Source organism: Stenotrophomonas sp. YJH_SMC_10 (genome assembly GCF_059371555.1).
Window position 1 is genome coordinate 64,707 of record NZ_JCAFUS010000003.1, and the last position, 21,395, is coordinate 86,101.

18 protein-coding genes and 1 pseudogene are annotated in these 21,395 nt (G+C 66.7%); 8 read left to right on the plus strand and 11 right to left on the minus strand.

Features of this window, described 5'->3' with window-relative positions:
• The 5 genes from AC5P9C_RS05940 to AC5P9C_RS05960 all read right to left on the minus strand — a co-directional run bounded on the left by AC5P9C_RS05940 (position 1) and on the right by AC5P9C_RS05960 (position 5,099).
• The gene (locus AC5P9C_RS05940; RefSeq protein WP_343542705.1) at positions 1–1,260 is read right to left on the minus strand and encodes a class I SAM-dependent methyltransferase; all 1,260 of its coding nucleotides are present in this window, start codon (positions 1,258–1,260) and stop codon (positions 1–3) included.
• On the minus strand, positions 1,257–2,024 hold the full coding sequence (locus tag AC5P9C_RS05945) for a DUF1365 domain-containing protein (protein WP_343542706.1): 768 nt from the start codon (positions 2,022–2,024) through the stop codon (positions 1,257–1,259). Before AC5P9C_RS05945 ends, AC5P9C_RS05940 begins: the two co-directional genes overlap by 4 nt.
• A complete protein-coding gene (locus AC5P9C_RS05950) occupies positions 2,021–3,298 on the minus strand; it encodes an NAD(P)/FAD-dependent oxidoreductase (protein ID WP_343542708.1) in 1,278 nt (425 codons plus the stop codon). Before AC5P9C_RS05950 ends, AC5P9C_RS05945 begins: the two co-directional genes overlap by 4 nt.
• Position 3,299: 1 nt before the next feature.
• Positions 3,300–4,250, minus strand: coding sequence for an acyl-CoA desaturase (locus AC5P9C_RS05955; protein WP_343542710.1), 951 nt, complete (start codon positions 4,248–4,250; stop codon positions 3,300–3,302).
• 81 nt (positions 4,251–4,331) lie between these two features.
• Positions 4,332–5,099 (minus strand): hypothetical protein, encoded by a 768-nt coding sequence (locus AC5P9C_RS05960; protein ID WP_057495044.1) that lies wholly within the window; start codon positions 5,097–5,099, stop codon positions 4,332–4,334.
• Positions 5,100–5,233: 134 nt separating this feature from the next.
• On the opposite strand from AC5P9C_RS05960, the gene AC5P9C_RS05965 reads away from it, so the two are divergent.
• From AC5P9C_RS05965 to AC5P9C_RS05975, 3 genes are read left to right on the plus strand one after another with little or no spacing between them, the layout of a single operon-like run.
• On the plus strand, positions 5,234–5,857 hold the full coding sequence (locus AC5P9C_RS05965) for a sigma-70 family RNA polymerase sigma factor (protein WP_049467672.1): 624 nt from the start codon (positions 5,234–5,236) through the stop codon (positions 5,855–5,857).
• Entirely contained in the window at positions 5,854–6,528 is a 675-nt protein-coding gene (locus tag AC5P9C_RS05970; protein ID WP_150826597.1) for a ChrR family anti-sigma-E factor, read from the plus strand. The genes AC5P9C_RS05965 and AC5P9C_RS05970 overlap by 4 nt, the downstream gene beginning before the upstream one ends.
• 13 nt (positions 6,529–6,541) lie before the next feature.
• Positions 6,542–7,234, plus strand: coding sequence for a Rossmann-fold NAD(P)-binding domain-containing protein (locus AC5P9C_RS05975; RefSeq protein ID WP_414614967.1), 693 nt, complete (start codon positions 6,542–6,544; stop codon positions 7,232–7,234).
• A 2-nt stretch (positions 7,235–7,236) separates the two neighbouring features.
• On the opposite strand, the gene AC5P9C_RS05980 is transcribed toward AC5P9C_RS05975, so the two are convergent.
• Genes AC5P9C_RS05980 through AC5P9C_RS05990 form a run of 3 tightly spaced genes read right to left on the minus strand, consistent with a single transcriptional unit; the run spans position 7,237 to position 12,330 of the window.
• Positions 7,237–9,636 (minus strand): response regulator, encoded by a 2,400-nt coding sequence (locus tag AC5P9C_RS05980; RefSeq protein WP_414614968.1) that lies wholly within the window; start codon positions 9,634–9,636, stop codon positions 7,237–7,239.
• Positions 9,629–10,096: a response regulator gene (locus AC5P9C_RS05985; protein WP_343543020.1), complete on the minus strand. Its 468-nt coding sequence runs from the start codon at positions 10,094–10,096 to the stop codon at positions 9,629–9,631. Before AC5P9C_RS05985 ends, AC5P9C_RS05980 begins: the two co-directional genes overlap by 8 nt.
• A complete protein-coding gene (locus AC5P9C_RS05990; protein ID WP_262231815.1) occupies positions 10,093–12,330 on the minus strand; it encodes an ATP-binding protein in 2,238 nt (745 codons plus the stop codon). Before AC5P9C_RS05990 ends, AC5P9C_RS05985 begins: the two co-directional genes overlap by 4 nt.
• 263 nt (positions 12,331–12,593) lie before the next feature.
• Between AC5P9C_RS05990 and AC5P9C_RS05995 the strand changes: the two genes are divergently transcribed.
• Positions 12,594–12,887, plus strand: coding sequence for a hypothetical protein (locus tag AC5P9C_RS05995; RefSeq protein ID WP_014647137.1), 294 nt, complete (start codon positions 12,594–12,596; stop codon positions 12,885–12,887).
• 16 nt (positions 12,888–12,903) lie between these two features.
• On the opposite strand, the gene AC5P9C_RS06000 is transcribed toward AC5P9C_RS05995, so the two are convergent.
• Together AC5P9C_RS06000 and AC5P9C_RS06005 are read right to left on the minus strand one after the other, a co-directional pair.
• The gene (locus AC5P9C_RS06000) at positions 12,904–13,389 is read right to left on the minus strand and encodes a TspO/MBR family protein (RefSeq protein ID WP_057495035.1); all 486 of its coding nucleotides are present in this window, start codon (positions 13,387–13,389) and stop codon (positions 12,904–12,906) included.
• 71 nt (positions 13,390–13,460) lie between these two features.
• The gene (locus AC5P9C_RS06005) at positions 13,461–15,656 is read right to left on the minus strand and encodes a translocation/assembly module TamB domain-containing protein (RefSeq protein ID WP_495205108.1); all 2,196 of its coding nucleotides are present in this window, start codon (positions 15,654–15,656) and stop codon (positions 13,461–13,463) included.
• A gap of 133 nt (positions 15,657–15,789) precedes the next feature.
• On the opposite strand from AC5P9C_RS06005, the gene AC5P9C_RS06010 reads away from it, so the two are divergent.
• From AC5P9C_RS06010 to AC5P9C_RS06020, 3 genes are all read left to right on the plus strand, one after another.
• Positions 15,790–16,269 (plus strand): GNAT family N-acetyltransferase, encoded by a 480-nt coding sequence (locus AC5P9C_RS06010; protein WP_057495033.1) that lies wholly within the window; start codon positions 15,790–15,792, stop codon positions 16,267–16,269.
• Between the two features lie 215 nt (positions 16,270–16,484).
• Positions 16,485–18,500: an alkyl/aryl-sulfatase gene (locus tag AC5P9C_RS06015; RefSeq protein ID WP_495205109.1), complete on the plus strand. Its 2,016-nt coding sequence runs from the start codon at positions 16,485–16,487 to the stop codon at positions 18,498–18,500.
• Positions 18,497–19,399: a transporter gene (locus AC5P9C_RS06020; RefSeq protein ID WP_495205110.1), complete on the plus strand. Its 903-nt coding sequence runs from the start codon at positions 18,497–18,499 to the stop codon at positions 19,397–19,399. Before AC5P9C_RS06015 ends, AC5P9C_RS06020 begins: the two co-directional genes overlap by 4 nt.
• 697 nt (positions 19,400–20,096) lie before the next feature.
• Here the strand turns inward: AC5P9C_RS06020 and AC5P9C_RS06025 are convergent.
• Positions 20,097–20,864: a DNA-binding protein gene (locus AC5P9C_RS06025; protein WP_495205111.1), complete on the minus strand. Its 768-nt coding sequence runs from the start codon at positions 20,862–20,864 to the stop codon at positions 20,097–20,099.
• A gap of 32 nt (positions 20,865–20,896) precedes the next feature.
• Between AC5P9C_RS06025 and AC5P9C_RS06030 the strand changes: the two are divergent.
• A pseudogene (locus AC5P9C_RS06030) lies at positions 20,897–21,382 on the plus strand (tyrosine-type recombinase/integrase); the annotation flags it as partial.
• Positions 21,383–21,395: the final 13 nt, after the last annotated feature.

The following is a 21,395-nucleotide window of genomic DNA, read 5'->3' on the forward strand; positions in this document are numbered from 1 at the left end:
TCAGCCGGCCCGGCCCGCTGAGAGGGCTGGCCGATGCGAAGGGCGAGCGAGCAGCAGGTGCGAGACGCCGATCGAACGCTCGAGGAACCCGCCTTCGCAGTAAGCCAGGTAGAACTCCCACATCCGGCAGAAGCGGGCGTCGAAGCCCTGCGCCTGCACGCTCGGCAGCTGCGCCAGGAAGCGCTGCCTCCAGGCCCGCAGCGTCAGTGCGTAGGAGTGCCCGAAGTCCTGCTGGGCGATCAGCTGCAGGTCGCTGGCACGGGTCTTGGCCGCCAGGATCGCATTGATCGACGGAATGAAGCTGCCGGGGAACACATAGCGCTTGATGTAGTCGACGCTGCGCCGGGCCTGCTCGTAGCGATGGTCCTCGATGGTGATGGCCTGCAGCAGGGCCACGCCGTCCGGCTTCAGCAGCCGCTGCAGCGTGGCCATGTAGGTGTGCAGGTACTCCGCGCCGATGGCTTCGATCATCTCGATGGAGACCAGCTTGTCGTACTGGCCCTGCAGGTCGCGGTAGTCCTGCATCAACAGCGTGACGCGGTCCTGCAGGCCGGCGGCGCGCACGCGCTCGGCGGCCAGTGCATGCTGTTCGGCAGAAATCGTGGTGGTGGTGACATGGCAGCCGTAGTGCTGCGCCGCATGCACGGCAAAGCCTCCCCAGCCGGTGCCGATCTCGACCACGCGGTCGCCGGGCTTCAGCGCCAGCTGTTGGCAGATGCGGTCCAGCTTGCGCCGCGACGCCACCTCCAGCGGTTCGTCTTCATCGTCGAACAGGGCTGAGGAATACATCAGGTCCGGCGACAGGAACAGCGCGAAGAAATCGTTGCCGAGGTCGTAGTGCGCGGCGATGTTGCGGCGGCTGCCTTCCCGGCTGTTGCGGCGCAGGCGGTTCCAGCCGCGCAGCAGCCAGCCTCCCACGCGCGCCGGCCCGTGTTCCATGCCGTCGAGCAGATCGCGGTTGCGCACCAGCAGGCGGATCAATGCCACCAGATCGTCGCAGTGCCACTCACCCTGGATGTAGCTTTCACCTGCGCCGACGCTGCCCTGCGCGGCGACCTTGCGGTAGAACGCCGGGTCATCGATGGTGACCGTGACCTGCAGTTCGCCGCGCGCATCGCCCAGCCAGACTTCGCCGAGCGCGTCGCGCACGCACAGGCGGCCGTCGCGCAGCGGCGCAAGCTGGGCCAGCAGGCGGCGTCGCAGGAATGCATCCAACGCGCCGGGGCGCGGCAGCGCGACCGAAGGAGTGATCGAATTCATCGCGGTTTCTCGGCAAGGGTGGGGTGGTCGTGCACGGGATTGCGCTTCAGCCACAGGCGCAGTGCGTGCCAGTGGATGGCGGCCACCACCTGGGTGGTCATCAGTGGATAGCAGGCCAGGACACGGGCCAGCCCGCGACCGTCGATGGCGTGCCGCTGCATGGTCTGGGTGGCGTCGAACTGGCGCACGCCGTCGCGCCAGACCTGCATGTGCACGCGCAGGTCCGCATCGGGACGGTTGAACCGCCAGTCGTAGTGGCAGTCCATGGGCATGAACGGTGACACGTGGAAGCGCTTGTCGAACCGCCAGCGCAGGGAGCTGCCTTCGTCTGTGGCGGTGGCCGCCGGCAGCACATAGGCGTGCCGCTCCTTCCAGGGCGTGTTGGTGATTTCGGCAACGATGCACTCCAGCGTGCTGCCATCGGCCTGGTAGCAGTAGTAGAAGCTGACCGGGTTGAACGCGTGGCCGGCAAAGCGCAGATGGGTGAGCAGGCGTACCGGGCCGGCGGGCCGGTAGCCCAGGGTCACCGCGGCATGGTCGCGCACCGCATCGGCCAGCGGCTGTGCGGGATCGCCGAAGTAGTCGCTGCGCCGGAACTCGGCCAGGTTGCGGCGGTTGACCGACCACAACCAGCGCCCGGCGAACACCGTATCGAGTTCATCCAGATCGAGCAGCAGCTGCGCGATCGGGTAACGGAACGCATGCGGGTGCGGGTGATGCCGGCGGTGCATCACCTGCCCGAAGTAGAGGGCGCTGGCGCTCATGCGGCGACCTCGTCCGCGGCCGACGCCTGCCGATGCGGTGCGCAGGCCCGCAGCGCGTCCACCACCCGGCGGGCGCTGCGGATGCCGTCCTCGTGGAAGCCCCAGCCCCAGTAGGCGCCTGCGAACCAGGTATGGCGGCGACCCTGCACCTCCGCCCAGCGCTGTTGCGCGCGGACTGCGGCGTGGTCGTGGACCGGGTGCGCGTAGTGAAGGGTGCGCAGCACCCTGGCCGGATCGATTGCCTCGGTACGGTTGAGCGTCACCACCAGCGGTGTGTTGCCGGGCAGGCCCTGCAGCAGGTTCATGCAGTAGCTGACCGTGCAGGGTGAGGTGGGGTCCTCCGGCACGTGCGCGTTCCAAGCCGCCCATGCCTTGCGGTTGCGCGGCAGCAGCGATGCATCGGTATGCAGCACGGCTTCGTTGGATTGGTAGCGGATCGCGCCCAGCACCTCGCGCTCGCCGGCGTCAGCATCGGCCAGCAGGGCCAGCGCCTGGTCGCTGTGGCAGGCCAGGATCACCTCGTCGAACGCTTCCACGCCGGCCGCGCTGTGCACGCGCGCGCCCCAGGGCATGCGTTCGACCGCCGTGACCGGGCACTGCAGTCGCTCATGCACCCGCCAGCGGCGGCGCAGCGCATCCACATAGCGTGCCGAGCCGCCCTTGACCACGCGCCAGCTCGGTCGCCCGGTCATCTGCAGCATCTGGTGGTTGGCCATGAACTGGGCCAGGTAGCGGGCCGGGAAGTCCCGCACGGTGGCCGCAGGCGAGGACCACAGTGCCGAGGCCATCGGCAGCAGGTGCTCTTCGACGAAGGCCTCGCCATAACGCTGGCGGTGCAGGTACTCGCCGAGCGTCGGGCCTTCGGGTTCGGCCAGCAGCAAGGGCGCGTCCCGATAGAACCGGCGCAGATCGGCCAGCATGCCCCAGAAGCGCGGCGAGACCAGATTGCGGCGCTGGCAGAACAGGCCATCCAGCGACGTCGCGTTGTATTCCACGCCGCTGCGCTCGCTGTGCATGGAGAAGCTCATCGTGGTCGGCTGCGAGGCCACGCCCAGATCTTCAAACAGCGCCGTCAACAACGGATAGTGCTGCGGATTGAAGACGATGAAGCCGGTGTCCACCGCCATGGGAGTGCCATCCACCTGCACGTCGTGGGTGTGGGTGTGCCCGCCCAGGTAGTCGCTGGCCTCGAACAGGGTGACGTCGTGCTGGCCATCCAGCCACCAGGCGCTGGCCAGGCCGGCGATGCCCGAACCGATGACGGCGATGCGCATGTCAGTACCTCGCCTTGGCCAGCACCCAGTCGGGGATCGGCTTGAGTCCTTTGACCAGGCCCAGCGCCGCCATCGCACGCAGGCCGTACCAGGTCAGGTCGATTTCCCACCAGCGGAAGCCCTGGCGTACCGTGCCTGGGAAGAAGTGATGGTTGTTGTGCCAGCCCTCGCCGAAGGTCAGCAGCGCCAGCCAGAGGTTGTTGCGGCTGTCGTCGCGGGTGTCGAAACGGCGGCGGCCGAAGCGGTGCGCCAGCGAGTTGATGGTGACGGTGGCGTGGAAGAGCACCACGGTGGAAATGAAGAAGCCCCACACCAACAACTGCGGGCCGGAGGTGTGCAGGCCCGGGGCCCAACGTTCCAGTCGCGCGCCCAGCGCGTACAGCGCTGCAGCCAGTACGACCGGCACGGCGGTGTCGAAGCGGTCCAGCCAGCGCAGCTCCGGGTAGCGCGCCAGGTCGGGTACCCGCGACAGGTCGGTGGCAAAAGCCTCGCGCGTCAGGAACCAGCCCATGTGGCTGCGCCAGAAGCCGCCCTCGCGCGGCGAATGCGGATCAAGCGGCTGATCGGCGTGCCGATGGTGATGGCGATGATGGGCGGCCCACCACAGCGGGCCGCGCTGCACGCTGGAAGCACCGATCACCGCGAACACGAACTGCACCGGCCGCGATGCCTGGAACGTGCGGTGCGAGAAGTAGCGGTGATAGAACGCGGTGATGGCGAACATGCGCACCGCGTAGAGAGCGGCTGCGACGATCACCGCGGTCCAGGAAATACCCACCCAGATCACCGCGATGCACGCCAGGTGCATCAGTGCGAACGGTACCGCGCGCACCCAGTCGATCCGCCCGGGGCGTTCATCCGTGACCTCCGCGGCGTTGCCGGTATCGATCCAGCGCTGCAGGGTGCGCAGCAGGCGCCAGCGTCGACGGGGAAGGGGCGCTACAGAGGCCATGGCGGATCTCGGCGGGTTTCGTGTCTTCCTCTACGCGGCAGAAGGCGCACTGGATGCGGAGCACGGCAGGAAATTTCGATTTCACCTGGCGGTAACGGCGCAGCGATCTGTCAGCGGCTGTGCCCAGGCCTGCTGCCAGTCGCTGGCGGGGCGACCCGCCGCTGCAGCGATGAAGCGCACCGTTACCTGTGGGTAGGCGCCGCGTTGATCGCGCAGGTTGCTGGTGCCACGGAACTCCAGCAGGCGCTGGTCGGCGCTGGCGTACACCAGCGCAAGGCGTGGCGCGATGCCGCCGTACCAGGTGTCCAGGCTGACCTCGATCGACTGCGCATCGATCCCCTGCCAGCGCTGCGGGCCGGTGCGCCTTACCTGTACCGGGAAGTAGCGCTGCCGGGCTGGGACCAGGAAGGGCAGGGTCACACGCTCGCCACGCATGAGCGCCTGCCAATGCAGGCGCACCGCCGCGTCGAACCCTGCGTCGATGACCGCGCCCGTCGGCAGGTCGAGCTCGCGCTGCACCGGCGGGCTGCCGGCATCCTCCTTCCACGCGATCGAGACCCTGCCGCTGGCGGCCTCGACTTCGGCCTTCTGGCCGCTGCGCCGGTCCTCCAGGGTGTAACCGCGCGCCTGTGGGTTCGCGCTGGCCGGCAGGTGCTTGCGGGCGAAGGGCCGCCCGTCCGCGCACTGGTACAGCACCCAGCGCTCGGCCCCCTCGGCCGCATCGCGTCGCCAGTGCACCTCGCGGTAGAGCAGGTCGCCGCGCGCCGACGTTGCTACCCCCTCGCTTCGCAGCCAGGGCGCAGCCAGCGCGACATGGGGCAGGCACAGCAGCAGCCAGGCGGTACGCATCGCGTTCATCCGGAAAAGGAGGGCTGAGGTCATACGGCGGGGATGGGCGGTTGGATGCGCCTGCAGCGGCTGCATCCAATCACGGCCCCCGCGCGTACAGAGGACAGACCTTCACCCGCCCGCCGCGAACGCCGATGTACCCTGACGCCGCCAGCCACCCCCTCAACTTCGATACCGCACGCATCGTGTCCAGTTCACAGCAGCCGAGCAGCGAGCCGACGAACTGGGCCGGTGACATGGACGGCGTGGCGCGTCTTCGCGACCGCGACTGTTTCATGCGCATCTATGATTACTTCATGCCGCGGCTGTGCGTGTACCTGCGTGGCCTGGGCGTGCCCGACGCGGTAGCCGAGGAGCTGGCGCAGGAAAGCCTGTTGCGCCTGTGGCTGCGGGCGGCCGATTTCGATCCGGCGCAGGGCGCGCTGAGCACATGGCTGTATCGCATCGCCCGTAACCTGCACATTGACCGCATCCGCCGCGAGCGCAGCTGGATGCAGGTGCAGGCAGCCGTGGAGGACGCAGCAACCCTGGACGTGATCGAACGCAGCAGCGCCGAACAGTTTGCCGACCAGGCCCGGCTGCGCCAGCGCATCAACGAACTGCCCGCCGTGCAGGCGCGCCTGGTGCGCATGTCCTATTTCGAGGCCAAGAGCCACAGCGAGATCGCCGAGGCGATCGGCATGCCCTTAGGCACGGTCAAGTCGCATCTGCGGCGCGCGTTCCTGCAGCTGCAGGCCAAGGTGGGAGGTGCGCTGTGAACCCGCACCACCACCTGCACGAATCGACGTTGATGAGCTATGCCGCAGGCGCGCTGCCCGCGCCACTGAGCGTGGTCGCGGGTGCGCATCTGGAGCAGTGCCCGCACTGCCGCCAGCGCCTGCGCGAGGCCGAGGCGATTGGCTCGGTGCTGCTCGAGCAGACCCAGCCGCCGGCGCCTGAGCCGCGCCGCGAACAGCTGCGCGAGGCCATGCTGATGCGGCTGGCCACGGAAACGCCGATCACGCTGGCGGCAGCAGCTCGCCCGGCGCCGAGCGAGCGGCCCGAGGCCGATCCGGACCACCTGCCTGCCTCGCTGCACCCCTATTTCGGTGCGTCGCTCAGTGGGCTGCGCTGGCGCTGGATGGCGCCGGGCGTGCATTGCATCCGCGCCGAGCAGATGCCTTCGCTGATCATGCTGAAGATCGCCCCGGGCAAATGCCTGCCGATGCACAGCCACGGGCGCAGCGAGCTGACCCAGATCCTGCGTGGCTCCTACAACGACGCGCTGGGACTGTTCGCCCCCGGCGACGTGGCGGACCTGGATGAAGACGTGGAGCATCAGCCGGTGACCGCGCCGGGGGTGCCGTGCATCTGCGTGTCGGCGCTGGATGCACCGCTGGTGTTCAGCGGGTGGCTGGCGCGCAAGATCCAGCGGTTCGTGAAACTCTAGCGCGGCCCTGGCCATGGCTCAGGCACGGACATTGCGGATTCTCCTGACCGGCGCTGCAGGCCTGGTGGGGCAGGGCGTTGCCCTGGCCTGCCAGCGCTCGCCGCAGGTTGCCGGCCTGACCGCGCTGGTGCGGCGCCCGGGCAGTCTGCGCGGGCCCGGCAGCGAACGGGTCGTCCCGGATTTCCTGCACATCGACGCGCAGCGTGATGAACTGGCCGGGTACGACGCATGCTTCTACTGTGCCGGTGCGCCACCGGTCGGCACTGCCGAGGCCGAGTACCGGCGCGTGACCCTGGACACCACACTGGCAGTGGCCGGCGCTTGGGCTGCGGTGAATCCGCAGGGGTGCTTCCTGTATGTCTCCGGCGCAGGCGCGGACCCGCAGAGCCGGCTGATGCCGCTGCGGGTCAAGGGCGAGACCGAGGTGGCGTTGCAGGCGCTGCCGCTGCGCGCGGTGATGCTGCGTCCGGGTGGGGTCAGGCCGGTGCCGGGGACCGGTACCCGGCATGCCGTGCTGAAACCCCTGTACTGGGGCGGCGCACCGTTGATGAAACTGGCCGGTGCGCTCGCGCCCTCGTTGATGACCAGCAACCTGGCGCTGGGCATGGCCATGATCGCCCTGGCCGGAAGAGAAAACCCGCCGGCCACCATCGAGTGCGCGGATATCAACCGGATCGCGGCGGGCGTGCGCGATCCGTCCGCCTGACCTCAGCGCGGCGCAGCCTCCAGCGCGGTCCGCACTGCCAGCGCCAGGTCACTGCGGGTAAACGGCTTCGGCAGCAGGGCGGCTGCACGCCCCTGCGCGCCAACCGCATCGTGGTCGCGTGGATAGCCTGACGTGAACAGGACCGCGATTGCCGGCCATCGCTCACGCACTTCACGCACCAGCTCCCAGCCGGACATGCCTGGCATCACTACGTCTGAGAACAGCAGGTCGACCTTGGTGTCCGGCCGTTCCAGCAGCCGCAACGCCGAGGGGCCGTCGTGCGCTTCCAGCACGCGGTACCCCAGCAGGCGCAGCGCATCGACCGTATGCGCACGGACATCGTCGTTGTCCTCGGCCACCAGCACGGTTTCCTCGCGTGGCGAGTAGCCGGCCAGGCCCGTCTGCGGGACGCGAGCCTCGCTAGGCAGCGCCAACGGCGAGCGCGGGAACATCATGGTGATGCTGGTACCGCCGCCTTCCACCGAATCGATCAGCACGTGGCCGCCGGACTGCTTGACGAAGCCGTGCACCATCGACAGGCCGAGCCCGGTGCCGCGGCCGACCTGCTTGGTGGTGAAGAACGGCTCGAACACGCGCGCCAGGGTGGCCGCGTCCATGCCGTGGCCGTTGTCGCGCACCCGCAGCATCACGTACTCGCCGGGGGACGCATCCGGGAACAATGCGGCGTAGTCGTGGTCGAGGTGGCTGTTGTCGACTTCGATCACCAGGCGGCCGCCGTGCGGCATCGCGTCGCGCGCATTGACCGCCAGGTTCAGCACCGAGGCTTCCAGCTGGCTGATGTCGATCTCCACGCACCAGATGTCCTCGGCGGTGCGGATGTCCAGTTGCACCAGTTCGCCCAGTGCCCGCTGCAGCATGTCCTGCATGTCCAGCAGGCACTCGTTGAGGTTGGCTGCCTGGCTGCGCAGCGGCTGGCGCCGGGCAAAGGCGAGCAGGCGCTGGGTGAGGCTGGCGGCACGGCCAACCCCCTTCAGGGCATTGTCCAGGGCGCGGCTGGCCATCGCGCCGGGCTCGCCGGCCCGTTCGCTGAGCAGCATGGCGTGCTCGATGTTGCCGGAGATCACCGTCAGGATGTTGTTGAAATCATGCGCGATGCCGCCGGTGAGCTGGCCGACCGCCTCGATCTTCTGCGACTGGCGAAGCGCATGCTCGGCCTGCCGCCGCGCAGTGGTTTCCACCGCCTCCGATACCACGGCGGTGGCCACGCCGTCGGCGTCCAGCAGCGGGCGCAGCGAGACATCAAAGCTGCGCCGGCCGGTGGGCAGCTCCAGCTCGAGGGAATGCAGCGAGCTGCGACCCTGTGCCGCCGCGGCGACGGCCTGGTCAACCACCGCGCCGACGCCGTCGGTGTTGGCGAACCACAGGGATTCGCCGAAGCGCTGGCCGACAATGTCCCTCTTGTCCGCCAGCACGGCGGCCAATGAGGCGTCATTGGCATCGACCACGCGCCCGGACAGATCCAGCAGCACCTGATGCTGGAAGCTGGATTCGAAGATCGCCTGCAGCCGCCGCTTGCTGGCCCGGAGTTCGGCGGTGCGCGCCTGCACCTGCTGCTCCAGCGCCTGGTTGTCCTCACGCAGGGCCAGTTCGGCCTGCTTCAACACCGATACGTCGCTGCCCATGCAGATGTAGCCGACCACGCTGCCGTCGGCGGCATGCTCCGGCACGCAGTCCATCTGCACGAATCGTGACTCGCCGCTGCGATGCACGAGCTCGACCTGGAAGCTGGTGCGCTCGCCCTGCAGCACGCGTTCCAGGCTGGGGAGGGCATGTTCGAAGGCGCTGATGCCGCTGACATCGCGGGCAAGGCGGCCCAGCAGTTCGGCCTGGCTCACGCCATGCCAATCCAGGAACGCCTTGTTCGCGAAGCGGTAGCGGTGGTCCTTGTCGAGCCGGGCGATCAGCGCCGGAACGGCGTCGGTCACCTGCTGCAGCTGCGCCTGGCTTTCATTCAGCGCAGCCTGCGCCTGCACCAGCTGGTTGCGCTCGTGGGCCTCCTGCCGCGCGCGACGGATGGCATCCGGCAAGCGCTGCAGGCGCTGCTTCACCACATAGTCGCGTGCGCCGCGGGTCAAGGCCTGCACGGCCAGCTCTTCGGTCAGGGTGCCGGAGACGAAGATGAAAGGCGTGTGCGGGATGCGCTCGCGCGCCAGCGCAAGGGCGGCATCGCCATCGAATCCGGGCAGCACGTGGTCGGCCAGGATGATGTCGAAGGGGCGATTGTCGATCGCCTCGATGAACGCATTGCGGGTCCACAGCCGCTCGGCCTCGAAGTCGAGGCCTGCACGCTGCAGCTGTGCGCTGATCAGCTCCGCGTCAAGCGCGCTGTCCTCCAGCATGAGGATGCGCAGGCGCTCGCTGCGGCGCGATCCATCACGCATGGTGCTGCCCCGAACCGTTGGGCCGGTGCGGCGGCGGCTGGTTGGTGATGCCCCAGAACATGCCCAGCCCCTGGATGGCATCGAAGAATTCCTTGAAATCGACCGGCTTGACCACGAATGCATTGACGCCCAGTTCGTAGCTCCGCACCAGGTCCTGCTCCTCGCGCGAGGAGGTCAGCATCACGATCGGAGTGCTGCTCAGCTGCGCGTCGGCACGGACCTGCTCGAGCACCTCCAGGCCGTTCACCTTGGGCAGCTTCAGGTCAAGCAGCACCACGACCGGGCCGCCGTGCATGGCGCCGGCGAACTTGCCTTCGCAGCGCAGGTAGTCCAGCGCCTCGGCGCCATCGCGCACGTGGATGACGTCGTTCAGCAGCTGGCAGCGTGACAACGCGGCCATCGTCAGCTCGGCGTCTTTGGGGCTGTCCTCGACCAGGAGGATCGGCCGCAGGTCCCTCATGGGTGATCTCCTGTGGAACGGGGTAGGGTGAAATGGATCGTGGCGCCCTTGCCGGGCTCGCCCTCGGCCCAGGTGCGGCCGCCGTGGCGACCGATGATGCGGCGCACATTGGCCAGGCCAATGCCGGTGCCTTCGAATTCCTCGACGTGATGCAGGCGCTGGAATACGCCGAACAGCTTGTCCACGTAGCGCATGTCGAAGCCGCAGCCATTGTCGCGCACGAAGAAATGGTCTTCGTCGTCGTTGCGCTCGTGGCCGATCTCGATGACCGCCTGCTCGCGCTCGCGGGTGAACTTGATCGCGTTGCCCAGCAGGTTCTGCCAGACCAGGCGCAGCATGGTCGGATCGGCCTCGACTTCCGGCAGCGGCGCCAGCGTCCACTGCACGTCGCGGCCGGCATAGTCCAAGGCGAAGGACCTGCGCACGTCCTCGGCCAGCGCAGCCATGTCCAGCCGCACCCGGCCCACCGTCGAGCGGCCCATCTGCGAGAAGCTCAGCAGGTCATCCACCAACGTGCCGGCCGATTTCGCCGATTCCACGATGGTGTCGAGGAAGCGCCGTTCGGTGTCGTTGAGACGCTCGCCCGCAGAGCTGCCCAGCAGCTCCGAGTAGCCGACGATGTGGCGGAAGGGAGCGCGCAGGTCGTGGCTGACCGAATAGGAGAACGCTTCCAGTTCCTTGTTGCTGCGCACCAGCTGTTCGTTCAGCTCCGCCATTTCCTCGGCCTTGCGCAGCACGATGTCGACAATGGCGGTGCGCATTTCGTGCGCGGCATCGCAGTCGGCGTCACTCCACGGCAGGCTGCGCTGCTGCACGGTCTCCTTCCACGCCTCGAACGAGTTGCGCGGCGACAGGGCCACGCCGGGTGCCTCGGTCTTGCGCGGGTCGCCTCCCCAGCGCACGGTGCGCACGACCTCCGGCCGGAACCACATCAGGTAGCTGTGATGGAGCTGCGAGATCGACACCGCCAGCAGGCCACTGGCCACGTCGGTCAGGCGCGCGGCAGGCGGCCAGTCGGCGGCGAGATGATCGGTGCAGTACATGTCCTGCCCGGCGTGCTGGTTGGCCAGCCAGTCAGCCAGGGCCAGCACCTCGCTGGTGGGCGGGCACTGCCCCACGCGCATGCAGTCCCCCTTGTGCACGATGGCCGCGCCGGCCGCGCCGGTCAGGGACAGCAGGCTGGCCTCATCGTGGCGCAGCGCAGCCATGAACTCTTCGTCCCCGGCCATCCGTGCCAGCAGCTTGACCAGCACCGAGCGACGGGCCACGCGTTCCTCGATCGCGCGCGCGCGCTCCTTCAGCGCGATCTGCAGCGACAGGATCTGGCCCATGAACTCACAGGCCGTACGCACGTGGTACGGCAGGCGGCGCGGCTGCACCGTGTGGCAGGACACCAGGCCCCACAGCCGCCCTTCGTGCACCAGCGACACCGACATTGATGCCCCGGTGCCCATGTTGCGCATGTACTGCAGGTGCACCGGCGAGACGCTGCGCAGCACGGCCAGGCTCAGGTCGGTGGGAGGCGCGTCGCGATGCGCTTCCGCGCGCAGCAGCGGCGCAGGGGTGTAATCGCTGTCTGCGATCAGGCGCACCCGGTTGCGGCGGTACAGCTCACGCGCCTGGGCGGGGATGTCCGATTCGGGAAAGCGCAGGTCCAGATAGGAGGGCAGCAGGCCGTTGCCGTCCTCGGCCACCACCGTGCCATTCCAGCCTGCATCGAACTGGTAGACCAGAGTGCGGTCGAAGCCGGTGAGGCGTCGCACATGCGCGGCGGCCAGCCTGCACAGGTCTTCCACCGTCGCGGCGGCTTCGATGCCGGACATCAGCTCGCGGATCGCCGGGTACAGCTCTTCCAGCGAACCGGGCTGGCCTGGAACCGGTGCTTCCAGTTCAACCAGAAGGTCGGTCGCAGACCGGTGCACAAGCAGCTGGTGGCGGCCATGTCCATCCAGATGCACCGCGCCCACGTGCGCGCTGCTGCCAACCGTGGCCTGCTGCAACACCGCCTGGAACGGCGCCAGCACGCCACCCAGCACCTCGGCGACGTGGTGCATCAACGGCTCGCCGAACTGCTGCAGCAGGCCGGGGTGGCTGATGGCGCGCTCACGCACCTGCAGCGAGTGCGGTTCCACCACCAGAAGCACACCGTACGGCTGGATCGCGCCGGGGGTATGGATCGGTTCGCGCGCGCAACGCGACAGGGCGGCGTCGTGCGTGGGCTCAGCAGAAGGCATCAAGGGCGGGACTCATGATTCGTGAAGGGCAGGAAAGACCCAGCGGTGTATCCGGTAACCATGGATGGTGAAGCAAAAGAGCGTATCCGCCTACCTCCCTGTGCATGGGGCGCGTCCTCCCTCTGAAACTGAATTCTTCATACAAGCAGCGATGCACGTGCGGCAGGCGCCTTTGCCGGCTTCGCGGCCAGTGCATCTGCGCTGCACGCCAGCTCGACAGCGGCTGCCCTAGGGTGGCTCGACTTCCGTCGGATACCACGCCCGTGAACCTGCAGACCCTGCCTTCTACGCCGTACCGCATGCTGGCTGACAGCTGCCAGTTCGAACTGCTGGATGTGGATGCACTGCAGGACCCCGCCAGTGGCCGGTTGCTGCACCTGTATTCGCTGGTGGCCCGCTGCCTGTCCTGCGAGACGGTGTTCAAGGCCGAAGAAGGACAAGGCCTGGTCAGCCATTCGTCGGCGCGCGTGGTGCGTTGCCCCACCGGCTGCGGGCAGCAGGCGTTCAAGCCGGCGCTGCTGAGGAACTGGCGCCCCCAGGTCGTGGCCCAGGCGTAAGCGATGCGACGCGCTGTCACAGCAGCCCGGGGTTGGCACGCCAGACTGCGAAGTTGAGCGCAGAGGCGAACGAAATCCAGGCCAGGTAGGGCAGCAGCAGTACGGCTGCCATTGGGCGGACGCGCACGAACGCGAGCATGGTCGCGCACACCAGCGCCACCAGCACCAGGATGTCGACGAAGGCCAGGGCGCCCAGCTTCCAGCCGAAGAACAGCCAGCTCCACAGTGCATTGATGGCCAGCTGCGCCAGGTAGAGCCACAGCGCAGGCCGCGCGCCGCGCCAGCCGCGCTCCCGCCAGACCAGCCACGCCGCAAGCGCCATCATGGCGTACAGCAGGGTCCATACCGGGCCAAACAGACCGGCAGGCGGCCCCCATGCCGGCAGGACGAGCGTGGCATAGAAGCTGGCGGCGGACGTCGAGGCCCACGCGCCCAGTGCGGCGGCGGCGAAGGTGATCGCCCCCCATCCCAGAAGGCCATAGGCCTGTGTGCGCTTGTTCATTGCGTGCAACTCGTCGATTGGGGCGTTGGTGTATACGCACCGGGGCCGCCAATGGATGCAGGCGATTGCCTTCAGTCCGAAGAGCCGACGGCGCCCGTGCCCTGGCCCGCGGTCAGCAGGGAAGGCTGCTGGTCAAACCATTCGCGTGCCTTGGCCAGATGCCATTGGCGCCGGTCGCCGTCCAGCTCGATCCCTGCGCCCAGCAGCCCCCAGCGCAGGTAGAGATCGCCGCGCTTGCGCTGGTCCAGCAGATCCAGCCGCGCACGCACCGAAAGGCGATCGTTCTCGGCCTGCAGCCCGTCGATGACCAGATGGCCCGGACGCCAGCGCAGCGTCGCCTGGGCCTGTACCTGTCCGGAATCCAGCAGGGACAAGGTCCAGCGCGGGTAATCGGTGCGCTCTGCGAACAGCGCCAGCAACGGTCGTGCATCGCTGAGATCCAGGTCCGTGGTCGCATCCACCTGGAACGGCGACTGCGCATCGATGCGCCCACGCTTGAAGTCCACGCGGCCTTTCCATGCCGTCGAGCCCTGCGTGCCCGCTACCTGCACGTTGCGCAGCTCGACCGTGGTGCCGGACAGATCGAAATGACGCTGGCTGAAGTCACCGCGGCGCAGGGTTGCGTTGACGTCGATATCGCCGCCCATGTCCAGCCCCGCAACCCTGGCGCTGGCGTTGCGCCCCAACAGCCGGGCCGTGCCATGGCCGACGCGCCCGTCGGTATCGAGGGTCGCGTCACCGCTGACGGTGCCGGTGCCACGGAGCAGTCTCACCTGGGGCGAGCCCAGGTATCGGTTGTAGGCGGTCAGATCCGGGATGGTGGCTTCACTGAAGCGTAGCTGCGCGCGGACGCCTTTGCGCAGTTCCTGCAGGCGGCCATCGCCGGTCAGGTCCAGGGCCAGATCCCGGCCGTCGAACAGGCGCACGTCCTTGGCATCGGCTGGTCGCGCAGTGAAGCGGGGCAAGCGGACGGCCAGCCGCGCTTGGCTGGGCGTTCCTGCCTTCAGTTCGCCGTGCGCACTGGCCGTGCCCGCCAGGCGCACACCCGCCACCTCGGCCACGGCTTCGGCCGCAGGAATGTCCACGGTGCTGCCTTCGGTCAGTTCGCCGTTGCGAAGACGCAGGTCCGCCTTCAGCGTGCCGCCACCGTCCAGTTGCAGCCACGGCTTGCGCACGAACAGGGCAGGGATCCAGTTGAGGGAGGTGAACGCCCATTCGCCGCGCACGGTACCGGAGCTGCGCTCCAGCAGCTGGGCAGGTGCCTGGAACGGGATGTCGCGGCCGCGGATATGCAGGTCGGCATCCACTTCGCTGCCCGAGCCGGGGCGCGGGGGCAGGCGCGCCTGCAGGCGCAGGTCGTTGGCTACGTTGAGCTGCAGGGCCAACAGGCCGCGATCCGGGGCGCCATCGCCCAGATAGAGGGGCACCTGCCAGAGTGCATGGTCGCCGGGCTGCAACTGCCCATCGATCAGGTGGAGTGCGGCCTGCAGCCTTCCGGGCACTGGTGCGCTGGAGATCCTGGGCTTTGTGGCATGGGTGTCCATGCGCAGGCCCTGGCTGCGGGCATCCACCTCGAGCTGGGCATGCAGCAGCTTCAACTTGGCCAGGCCCGGCGCCTGGTCCCGATAGTGGCGCGGATAGCTGAAGCGCGCGGTGAGATTCATGGCGCCCAACAGCTGCACGCCGTCGAAACTGGTGTCGGCATCGCTGAATGTCACCTCGGATTCGAACAGTTCCGACGGACCGCCGCGCAACTGCTTGAGGAAGCCCACCGTGCCCTGGCCCTGGCCGATGATCAGCAGCTTGCCGAAGCGTGCGCTGCGAATGCTGTCGCTGTGGATGGCATCGAAGCGCAGGGTCCAGCCGCGGTCGCTGCGCGCCGGTGGCGGGATGGCGTCTTCCACGCGGCTGATCTCGGCCGAGACCCCGGTTGCCTGCAGCCGGGGCACCCGCACCTCGCGCCGGAACAGGGGCAGCACTGCCAGACGAGCGCTGGCGCGGTCGGCATGCAGCACGTAGACCGTGCGGTTCACATGGCCGCGCATGTGCACGTTCCAGGCGATCACGTGGCCGGGCAGCACGGTAATGGCCGGGCCGGTGGTCATCACGAACTTGTGCGGCTTGCGGTTGGTGACCTGGTCGAACAGCGGTGTGTTGAGGAAGATGTTGCCGGCCAGCAGGTACAGCAGGTAGATGCCCAGCAGAACGTAGGCAGGGACCCTCCACCGTCGAAGCCGGTGCGGGATGTGCGCGGAAACAGGGGGCATCTACTACTCTGAGGGCCGGAATATCTGCAACTATTGCGGAGCCGATGGCGGTGGCGCGTGAAGCAGCTACGGGGCAGGGGCTGGATTCTGGTAGTGTCCGGCCTGGTCATGGCCACAGATCTGCAGGAGTCGCATGGATATCCGGCCCGCCCGTGCAGGCGATTTCGACGTGATGTGGGGCATGTTCAAGCACGCCATTGCGACGCAGGATGCGCTGCCTTTTGCTGGCACGTTTGAGGTCGAGACCTTTCGCGCGCATTGGTTCCAGGCCCAGACGCCCTATGTGGCCGTGCTGGAGGACCGGGTTGTGGGCATGTACAAGATGGGCCCGAATTTCCCTGACCTTGGGGCGCATGTGGCCAGCGCTACGTATGTGGTCGACGCTGCGGCACGGGGGCGAGGCGTGGGCCGGGCACTGGTGGAGCACAGCCTGGAGCGGGCGAGGGCGGAAGGATTCCTGGCCATGCAGTTCAATTACGTGGTCAGCACCAACGGCCCGGCGGTGGCGCTGTACCGGAAGCTGGGGTTTGCGGTGGTTGGGACGCTGCCAGAGGCCTTCCGGCACCGGGAATCGGGACTGGTGGATGTCTTTGTGATGCACCGGTTCCTGTAATGCGCACAGGACGGCGTCACTGAAGAGTGCGGTCGGCGTGGCCAACGTCGCGCGTTGAGGTTCAATGATCCGTCGCTGACGCCGGCATCACGTCAGGTGCCTCAATAATTCGGCCCTGCGCGACACGCGCTGGCAGCGCCAGCGACTTTCGAAGGGGGTGACTGCCTTCATCGAACGCTCATCACTCGGCCAGCATCAATCGAAGGAACGCAAAGATGAACAACGGTGCGCGCATGCCTCGTGGACATGTCCTGGGCATCCTGGTGGCTCTCACGCTGCTCGACTCCGGCACTGCACTGGGTTCCAGTACTGCTGCTTCGCAGCGCACCCCGCCAGCGAGCGCGAGCAGGGCTACCGAGGACCTCAACCGTCGCGTTCTCTCCGAACTCGATTTCAGTGATCGTGCAGACTTCGACTCGGCCAATCGCGGATTGATCGCTCCGTTTGACGGGATCATCCGTGGCGACAAGGGCCAAGTCGTATGGGATATGCACTCCTACGCTTTCCTGCATGAAGAAGCAGCGCCGGCCACAGTGAACCCCAGCCTGTGGCGGCAGGAGCGCCTGAACCGCATTGCGGGACTCTTCAAGGTGACAGATCACGTTTACCAGGTGCGCGGGCTGGACCTGTCGAACATGACGATTATTGAGACGCCCAACGGGCTGGTCATCATCGACCCCCTCGTCTCAACGGAAACGGCCAAAGCTGCGCTGGATCTCTATCGAGCCCATGTAGGGCAGCTGCCCGTAAAGGCGGTGATCTACTCACACTCCCATGTTGATCACTACGGTGGCGTAAAGGGCATCGTCGACGAGCGTGACGTTCAGCGGGGGAGCGTTCGGATCTATGCGCCGGCAGGCTTCATGGAGCACGCGGTTTCCGAAAACGTCTATGCGGGCAATGCCATGACCCGCCGCGCGCAGTACATGTACGGCGCGTTGCTGCCCAAGGGCGTACAAGGCCAGGTGGGTGCGGGACTGGGCAAAACGACGTCGCGCGGGACTGTAAGTCTGATCGCGCCGACCGATACCATCGGCTCCGGCGGGCAAGCAGTGGAAAGCGTGACCATTGATGGCCTGCAGCTCGAGTTCCAGCTGACGCCAGGTACGGAGGCGCCAGCGGAGATGAATGTCTACGTGCCGCAGTATCGCGCCCTTGGCATCGCAGAAAACGCAACGAGAACGCAGCACAACGTGCTGACCATTCGTGGCGCCCAGGTCCGGGACCCAAAGGTCTGGTCGGAGTATCTGGACCAGACCATCAGCCGCTATGCAGCACGTTCGGACGTGGTATTCGCGCAGCACCATTGGCCCACATGGGGTGGGGCGGAGATCACCACCTTCCTGTCCGACCAGCGGGACATGTACCGGTACATCCACGACCAGACATTGCGGCTGGCCAACCGTGGCATGACGCCACTGGAGATTGCCGACACCCTGAAAGAACTGCCCGAGCCGCTGCGGAAACGTTGGTACAGCCGCGGATACTACGGCACGCTGTCTCACAATGTGAGAGCGGTCTACCAGCGCTATCTCGGCTACTACGACGGCAACCCCGCCAATCTCAATCCGCTGCCACCTTCGGATGTCGCGCAGCGTTACGTTGATTTCATGGGGGGCGAATCGGCAGTACTGGAGAAGGCACGGCGTTCTTTTGAACAGGGTGACTATCGCTGGGTCGCTGAAGTAGCCAAACACATTGTGTTCGCCAATCCGGATTCGCGCGAAGGACGCGCACTCCTGGCAGATGCGTTGGAGCAGATGGGATACCAGAGCGAGGCGGGCACATGGCGCAACGCCATGTTGATGGGAGCACTTGAGCTGCGCGATGGCGTACCGAAGGGCGGTGCCACCACCGCATCACCTGACGTGCTGAAGGCAATGACCGTCGGCATGCTTTTCGACTATCTCGCGATACGCCTGGACGGACCTGCGGCGGCAAGGGCAGGGAACGCGACCATTGCCTGGATCATTCCAGATTCCAAGGACCGCTACTTGATGACGCTGCGGTCGGGCGCGCTCTCCTATCGGCCGCTCGCTAACCAGGACCAGGCAGACGCGACCTTAGAGCTTCCCCGGAGCACACTCAACCAGCTTGTCATGGGGGCGCAGCCGGCGCACGAGCTGCTCGCCGGGCCGGCCGTGAAGCTGCATGGCAAGCGATCCGCAGTCGAGAACCTGTTTGCGAACGTAGAAACGTTCGACGTCATGTTCAACATCGTAACCCCATGAGCACCTGCCTCCGTCCCCTGGCCGCGCTCGCCGTTGCGCTTGCCGCAGTCGGGGCGCAGCCCGACGCGCGCGCCGATGGGGCGCGCGATTGGGAGAACGTTCCCATAGATACCAACCTGCTGTTCGTCTACTACACGTATGCGCGCAACGAAATCGCTTTCGACCCGTCGCTTCCGGTCGATGGCGCCCAGATTGAATCCCAGCTGGGAATCATTCGCTATGCGCGCACCTTCGCTCTGGGCGACCGCATCGCGGGCATCCAGGTCTTGGCGCCCTATGGCAAGGTAACCGGCAGTATCGGGGGCACACCGCTGCGCACATCCGCCTCCGGCATGGGCGATGCCACGGGGATCTTTCTGGTCAACGTGTTCGGGGCGCCCGCACTCACTCCGCAGGAATTCCGGGCCTGGGACGCGGGCGCCTACCTGACCGCGTCCGTCGCCGTGACCGCGCCCACGGGCAGCTATGACCGGGATTCCGTCCTGAATCTGGGAAAAAACCGCTGGTCCTACAAGCCCCAGTTGGCGTATGGGCTGCCTATGGGTGATGGGACACTGCTGGCCATCAACGGCAACGTTCAATTCTATGGTGATGCGGAAAAGCCCGGAGAGGCTGCGTTGGAGCAGAGGCCGCTCTACGGGTTGGATCTGCATCTAAGCAGGGATGTGGGCGAACGGGTCTGGCTGTCGTTAGATGCCAATTACGCACACGGTGGCAGGACCGGCTCCGGCGGCGCATGGAAAGACAACGGCCAGCGGACCTTGAAGATGGGCGTGAGTGGCAATTACGCGTTTTCGCCTCGAGTCGGGTTGAGCGTATCGGCCAATCGCACCGTTCTCAGGCGGGATGTCACACCGGCAGCGACGACTGTGTCGGTCAACTGCAGCTTCGTGTTCTGAGGCTGCACCGGACTCATCCTGCAGATACGGGGCGCGCAGGATCGTCGGTATTAACGTGACGCATCACGGCCATCAGGCGGCGATGGTCCCGGGGACTCCCAAAATCCTTGGTCCTGAACGCAAGGGGCCAAGCGCATGCGCGACTGGAGCCCCCGAAGTCTCGACATCAAGCTGGTGCAAGTTGCTATTCCGGACAGGCGCAGCTTTAGCGCGTACCGGCAGGCATGCCGAACGCGTTCTCGGGTGCTCGGCGGCCAGCCCAGCAGAGGCGCAGGAGCGGTAGAGTGAGGGGAACTTCGATCAAGAGCCGTAATCGCCAGGATCGGGGCGGGCACATGCCGCCGCAGGGCGGTGGCTGAGGCAAGAGAAGCTCACAATGGCTTGCTGGCCTGAACATAATATACATTATGCGAAATGCTGTATCGGGCTGCGGCCGCGTTCGTGTTCTCGGCGTGGCAATGGTGTCAGTTTTCTTGGTTCTTGTCCTTTTGCTTAGGATCGTGCCCCTTGTTGATTCTATTGAGAATTTTGAGGCGCTCAGGGACACGATCCTAAGCGCGCCATTGCCGATACACGACCGGCGATTCCTCACGATCAAGTGGTGGCGCGTGTGCAGGCGAGAATCGATGCGGCCAGGATACGTCGGAAAGCTGCAGAAGATTGATGCATCTCTTCGAGAACCCCTGGGCGGTTACGCTCACGTCGACTTCGGGCTCTGCCGCCGTGCGCGCGACGTTGGGGCCGCCGCCTTCGGTGCGTTCCGCTTAATGGCTGCCTCCAGCTGCGCCGGAAGTTCTCGCAGGCTGCTGAGTTGCTGCTCAAGGGCCTCGCATCTGCCCCGGAGAACATCAGTAGCTTGACCGGCCGAGATGGCTGCAGATTGGGCTGCATGCAGCTCCTTGCGTAGCTGCTCCTCAATTGCCCTCTGGGCTTTAGCCTGATTGTTGAGTTGAGTCTGGAGATCTTTCGCCTCCTGGCGAGATCGATCTACTTCGCTGAGCGTTCGATTCTCGACAGATCTGACGTACTCGGTCCAGTCCTCTCGCTCAGATTTCGCCGTTTCCAGCGTTTCATTAAGCCGGGCATCAAGTTGCTGTCTTGCTGCCTCAGATCGATCGGCTCTCCGAAGCTCGAGATCCCGCTGCTCCGTGAGCTCTGAGATCTGCAGGCGCAGCTGATCGACCAGCCGCTCCAGTAGAGTCGCCTCCCTAGCGTGCTTCAGCGCCAGCTCCCACCATTGCCCAGCCAGTTCCGCCAATACAGCTGGTGCGTCATCAAAGTCCGAACGCCGTGGCTGCAGGCGCGTGCTGAGCCGGTTCCACCACGTCTCCAGCCAGCGAGTGACGGTGTTCGGAGAGCCGGTCCCCAAGTGAGCCCGGATTCGATCAACGGTTGGGCGCTCGCCCTTGGCTACCAGCTCGTCGGCGGCGGTGTGAACGTCAGATTCGGTGATGCCGCGGGCCATGCGAAGTCTCCTGTACCGGCGCCCTGCTCTAGCGGCGGCGCAGCGAGATCGCCGCGGCCGACCTGCGCGACCTGCGCGACCTGCGCCGGATCGGTGAGGCGGGCTACATCTACCGCCTGGAGCACAGCAAGACCCAGCAGGCCGGCGTCACATCGAGCTCGACGCCGGACAAGCCGGTCCTCGATCGGGCCGCCCTCGCCCTGCAGGACTGGCTAGACACGGCCGGGATCACCGAAGGGGCGATCTTTCGACGTTTATGGAAGCAGCGGGTCGGCCCTGCCCTGTCCCCGGCTGCTGTCGGGGAGATCGTGCAGCGACGGGCGCGCCTGGCCGGGCTAGAGGGGGATTTTGGCGGGCACAGCCTGCGGTCGGGATTCATGACCGAGGCCAGCCGTCAGGGCGTGGCGCTGCCGGCAATCATGCAACTCACAGAGCACCGCTCAGTGTCGAGTGTGGTGGGGTACCTTCAAGCAGGTGGATCAACAGCCAATCCAGCTGCTCGTCTTCTGGAAGACTAAGAGAGTCCATGTT